Annotated in this window: 2 protein-coding genes; both read left to right on the top strand. The window is 40.3% G+C overall.

Annotated features, from left to right (window positions below; translation table 11 throughout):
* Window positions 1-1,377: 1,377 nt before the first annotated feature.
* Window positions 1,378-2,910, top strand: a complete 1,533-nt coding sequence (locus tag LBQ60_12200) for an IPT/TIG domain-containing protein (GenBank protein MDR2038676.1) — start codon at window positions 1,378-1,380, stop codon at window positions 2,908-2,910.
* 32 nt (window positions 2,911-2,942) lie between these two features.
* Window positions 2,943-6,095, top strand: a complete 3,153-nt coding sequence (locus tag LBQ60_12195; protein ID MDR2038675.1) for a TonB-dependent receptor — start codon at window positions 2,943-2,945, stop codon at window positions 6,093-6,095.

Raw genomic sequence — 6,095 nt, 5'->3', positions numbered from 1 at the left:
TTTATTAAACTGATTACGTTTATTATATGCGACATTAATTTATTGGTATTACTTAAATGCGTTGTATTGAACAGATTCTTAAATTTCCGGATACATCTCCAATACTATCCTGCGAATTTCTCCTGATCTCACATCTGATCATTTCTCCGTTGTATATTTATATCCGCGACCTTTGTAGAAATGAGGCCGGCAATTACCGGCTTTCCCATCTTCACAATGATCCAAACTATCTTATTCCGGGCAATCCATCATTTTTATGATACAATTATTTAGTGCGTTGTATGTACCTTTTCTATACAACGCACTAAATAAAACCGAACTTAGTGTTAAGCGGAATTTGCATTTCCGCTTGAATATGATTTTTTGAACAACTCCTAAAAAAATCCAACTCCATTCCTCTAACCGATTATTCAGGTTTCAGAACACGGCGGATAAAAAAAGATTCAATTCAGATAAAACACAGGATACTCTAAAAAACAACAGAAGCTATTAGGATATTTGACAGGCACTTACGGATAATCATAAATACTATTGAATAGAAAGAGCAAAACGGCTCCTCTATTCAGGAACTAAAACAACCGGAAGAAGATACGGAAAAACTGAGAATTTCAGAACCGTAATTCTATTTTCCCTGAAGGCTTGGGATTGCATCCATATAAAATCCGGCAGGACTCCTACTATAATTGAGGATAAAATAAATCTCATTTCGTGACAATCCAACATAAAAATCTCTAATTAACAGCCACTTGTAGCATTGGGATAAAATTACAAGTTTTTGGGACAATTGTGATATTTAATGATGTGATTCTAATTTTAATTTGCCAGCATATACATAGTATGCGATAATAAATTCTGCTTGTCTTACAATATTAATAGATATGTGATCAATGTTTTACATAATTCAAATTTCTGAGTATCATCAAAAGTTATCGGAAAAAACTATGGGTATAGGTGTTAATATGGACCGCCAAATGTAAATCAGAATCATTCGATATCCATACAGTCCGGTTAAACCGGATAAAACAAAAAGAATATCAAATAAATACCTCTGTGAACCAAATAAAAACGAAAAATATGATGAAGCTTTTTATTAGAAAAAAACCGAATTCAAAATGCCTGGAAAGTAAAGTTTTCAAAAGAACTGGTTGTGTACGTGTTTAATAAGATAGCAGCCATTTTCATTTTTAACTCTTGATTCGCATATTTTAATAGATAAAAAACGGTGATGTATTTAATCCATTGATGAGTTTAAATAAGTTTCATGTAATTCAATAATTAAGAGCTTCAACCAACAGATTTTATATATGATCAAAAAAACATTTTAAAAATTAACACAACAGCAGTAATTATTTCATTTAAATTTTAAAAACTAAAAAGATGAGGCGTCTAAATTTCAAAACATTAAGCCTTTTAGTGCTATTTTCGACGACACTGATTATAGTGTCATGCAACAAAGATAAGGATGACGTGTCGAAGCACGATCCCCAAAAAGCCGTTACGGTTGCTTCTTTCGAACCGAAAGAAGGGCGGGTAAGAGATTATGTATTGATTAAAGGGAGTAATTTTGGTAGTGACAAGTCTGCTATTAAAGTTTTCTTTAATGATACAGAAGCCGAGATATTAGGAGTGGGAGCTACTGACGGTGTTCCTACTATATTGGTATTGGTAAATCGTATTCCTTTACCTAATGGAGACGGCGAAGCAGAAGTTTTTGTACAAGTAGGTGACAAGCCAAAAGCCAAAGCGCCCGGTTTATTCAGTTACAAGGTAAGCGCATCGGTTATTACCCTTGCCGGTAACGGAACAAATAGAAATGAATACGGTACGGGAAAATTGAGCGATCTCCTTTTGTCGGGTCCGACGTATATTGGTGTTGACTATGATTACAATATTTATTGCGGTGTTGGCGATACTCCGGCAGGAAGCTCCGGGTTGTTGCTGATTAGCGAAGAACAAAACAGCGTAAAGGTGGTAGCGCATGTGGATCAGGGTTATAACCATCGTGGCGTTCCCAATCTGCACCCGCTAACCGGACAGATGATGTTGGGCGGCGAGAGTGATAGAGACCGTCATATATTTATTAATCCGAACGATGATTTTACTATGGAAGTAAAGTTCATCAAACAGTGGGACGATAACGGATTCCCAATGCCTCAATTTTATAATTATAACAGCCACCCGATCAACTATGGACACTATAACATAGTATATTGCGAATGGGACGGTTATTTGTACACGCGATATACCTCAGGTCAAATAGTAAAAATCAACCCCGAAGACTGGACGGCAACAATCATTGGTATGACTCCTCAGGGTGTTGTTTATGGAATGGGCTTTAATACCTATACAGATCGCGACGAAAATGGAAATCGTATCAACATCTTTACCGAAACCGACATGAGGTGGGAATTGTGGATGGCATACTCTACTGATGGAGGTACCGGAGGTGGCCAGGCTGCCGGTGCTTTTCAACACCGCCTCATCACTGTGGACATTAGAGACAATCTGAGGTGGAGTGAGAAATATGACCTGGAGACATACCCTGCCCCCGGTGGGCTTGAGGATGTCATGTCGTCTTTACAAATACGGTTGGACAATGGTGCAGGGCATCGGGACGGTCCGATATCAGTTGCGCAGATAAACAATCCGAGGCAACTGAGTTTCGATGCTAATGGCGTTTTTTATCTGGGAGACAGAGGCACACACACCATACGTAAAGTGGATACAACGACTGATCCTATAATGGTGTCTACACTCATCGGCATACCCGGTATAAGTGGTGCAAAAGACGGGGCAAAAGAAGATGCAACATTTAATGCACCTCACGGCATTGTATCAAACAGAGAAGGCAACATTCTATATGTAGCTGATAATGCGAACCATAGAATTCGCAGAATTGCAGTAGAATAATCATAAATATTATGATAATAAATTAAAATAATATGATAAAAATATTAAAATACAAATTTGCATTGGTGCTGTTAGCGTTAAGTTTGGTATGTTATTCGTTGGAGGCTCAGCAAAACAGTGCTACGCCTCTTACAATACAAGGTACCGTGTATGAAGCTACAACCGGCGAAACCTTACCCGGGGTATCTATATCCATTAAGGGCAGGATGGCAGGCTCTACATCCGATGTAAACGGTAAATTCAGTATAGTTGCCTATATGGGTGAATGGTTGGTATTTTCATTTATGGGTTTTGAAACTTACGAATTTTTGATTGCCGGAGAACAAAGCAATCTGAAAGTTTCTCTTACAGAAAGTTCCGAGCAAATGGAAGAAGTTGTTGTAACCGGCGTCGGAACACAACGTCGAATTTCGACACTTGCGGCTGTCACATCAGTTGACGCCAAGGAACTTCAGGTTCCCTCGCCTTCTATAAGCAACTTACTTGGCGGCAGGGTTGCCGGTCTGATAACCATGCAAGCCAGTGGAGAACCGGGGCAGAACCTCGCAGAGTTTTGGGTGCGTGGTATAGGTACGTTTGGAGCAAATTCCAGCGCATTAGTTTTGATTGACGGTTTGGAAGGCGACCTAAACTCCATCGACCCTGCCGATGTAGAAAGTTTTTCTATTCTTAAAGATGCTTCGGCAACAGCGGTTTACGGAGTGCGGGGCGCTAACGGAGTGGTGCTTGTCACAACTAAGCGCGGCGAATCGGGAAGATTATCAATCACCGCCCGTGTGAACTATACAATATCGCATATCAAGCGCTTGCCCGACTATCTGCGTGCATATGACTATGCTGTGCTTACTAACGAAGCACGCGCCATACGAGGCGAACCCCTTATGTATAAAGACATAGAATTGGAAATCTTCAGAGGTGGGGGATTGGATCCTGATTTTTTCCCTGATATCGACTGGCAGGATGAAATCATACGTCCTATCTCATTCAGGCAGACATATTATGCCAGCGGCCGCGGTGGTGGCGATGTAGCGCGTTATTTTGTAAGCCTTGGCGGTACCAACGAAGGCGGAGCCTATAAAATAGAAAAAGGAAATTACTACACTCAGAATGTAGGTTACAATACATATTCGTTCCGTTTGAATCTGGATATCAACTTGTCAAAAACTACTGTACTAAAGTTCAATTCGGACGCGTATCTGTCAGTTAACAACCGCCCGGGACGACCCAACACAACCAACGATATCTGGAGGATGCAGTCATCCATAACCCCGGTATTGTTTCCCATAAAATATTCCAACGGTCAATTGCCGGCAGCCACGGCTGGGGAAATATCTCCTTATGTATTGCTTAACCATACCGGAAAGTCGAAAATAACAAGCTACAAAGCTAAATTTTCAATGGCATTGGAACAGGATTTTTCTTTTATCACGGAAGGTCTGAAAATGCGATTTCTTGGTTCGTACGATCGTAATGGTGGATATACCGAAGTGCGTGCACAGATGCCGGGACTGTATTTAGCTCAAAACCGGAATATCTGGGGACAACTGGTAACAAGAGAAATAAGCCCCCCTGAAACTTCAGAATTTTATTCCATGCAAAATGAATCGACATACAGGAGTTTTACATTTGAAACGGCTATCAACTACGACCGTGTTTTCAATTCTGTTCATCGTATTGGCGGATTAGCATATTTGCATCTCAATGATAATATGTCAACTGATCAGTGGACTGATAGCGAAATGGCAGGTTTAGGTCTGACATTCGCTCAAATCCCAAAGCGATATGTCCGCTTAACGGGGCGCATAGGCTACGGTTATGCTGATACTTATATGATTGACCTGAACTTTGGTTTAACAGGCACCGAAAACTTTATGCCAGGTAAACAGTATGGCTTTTTTCCTTCAATAGCCTTAGGTTGGATACCTTCCAATTATGACATCGTGAAGGATAATTTACCATGGATCACTCTTTTCAAGATACGTGGATCGTATGGTACCGTAGGTAACGACCGCATCGGCGGTAGCCGCTTTCCCTATCTGAGTACTGTGCAGAGTGGCTCAAAAACATTGTGGGGCGGAATGTCGAGTGTAAATACAATCAATATTGTTAAAGTAGGAGCTGATAATCTGGAGTGGGAAAAAGCATATAAATCCAATTTAGGTTTTGATATACAGCTATTTAAGAACAATGCATCAATCACGATAGATGTTTTTCACGACAAACGCGACGGTATATTTCAACAGCGCGTACAAGTTCCCGATTATGTCGGGCTTATCAGCAGCCCATGGGGTAACACGGGAGGTATGGTTTCATGGGGTACCGACGGCAGCGCTTCGTATACTTATGATATAAAAAAGGATATGAGCATAACTGTGCGGGGTAATTATACTTTCTCGAAAAACAAAATTACCAATTTTGAATCTAATTACGAGAGGTATCCCTATAAGGATAGAATAAATCAGCCAAATAATGTAGTATTTGGCTATCACAGTCTCGGGTTCTTTAAAAATCAGGACGATATCGATGCAAGCCCGAGACAGACATGGAGTACCCCCATGCCGGGCGACTTAAAATATAAGGATGTTAATGGCGATGGCGTTATTGACCCTGAAGATCAGGTACCTATTTCGTACAATCAAATGTTTCCGCTGTTTTCTTACGGTTTTGGCGCTTCTTTCAATTATAAATCGCTTTCAATTGGCGTCTTGTTCAGAGGAACCGGTAAAATGGACTATTATCGCAACAACACTGGCTATATACCTTTCAACGGAAACAGGTTAGGCAATGTACTTGAACAGTTCAAAGATCCTAACTCACGTTGGATACCTAAATGGTATATAGACGAAAACCCCGGTTTATTTGAAGGGACAGGGGTTATAGCCGAAAATCCAAATGCTAAATTGCCTCGTTTGCAATGGGGTAACAACAGTAATAATGATCAGCTTTCGGATTTCTGGAAAGATAATGCTCAATACCTGCGCTTGCAGGAAGTAACTATCAATTACAACCTGAAAAACGATTTCCTGAAACGAATCGGCATTGGTTCAATAGATTTCCAGGTGGTTGGCAACAACCTTTATGTATGGGATAAAGTGAAAATATTCGACCCCGAACAGGCAAACAGACTCGGGGCGGTATACCCTATCCCGACAACTTATTCATTCCAGTTGTATATTAACTTATAA

This window comes from Bacteroidales bacterium (assembly GCA_031275285.1).
GTDB lineage: Bacteria > Bacteroidota > Bacteroidia > Bacteroidales > UBA4181 > JAIRLS01.
This window is presented reverse-complemented; position numbering and strand designations above follow the sequence as displayed.

Bases quoted from the DNA above. Each gene is read 5' to 3' on its own strand.
- LBQ60_12200 (MDR2038676.1), top strand. From the start codon at position 1,378: ATGAGGCGTCTAAATTTCAAAACATTAAGCCTTTTAGTGCTATTTTCG.
- LBQ60_12195 (MDR2038675.1), top strand. From the start codon at position 2,943: ATGATAAAAATATTAAAATACAAATTTGCATTGGTGCTGTTAGCGTTA.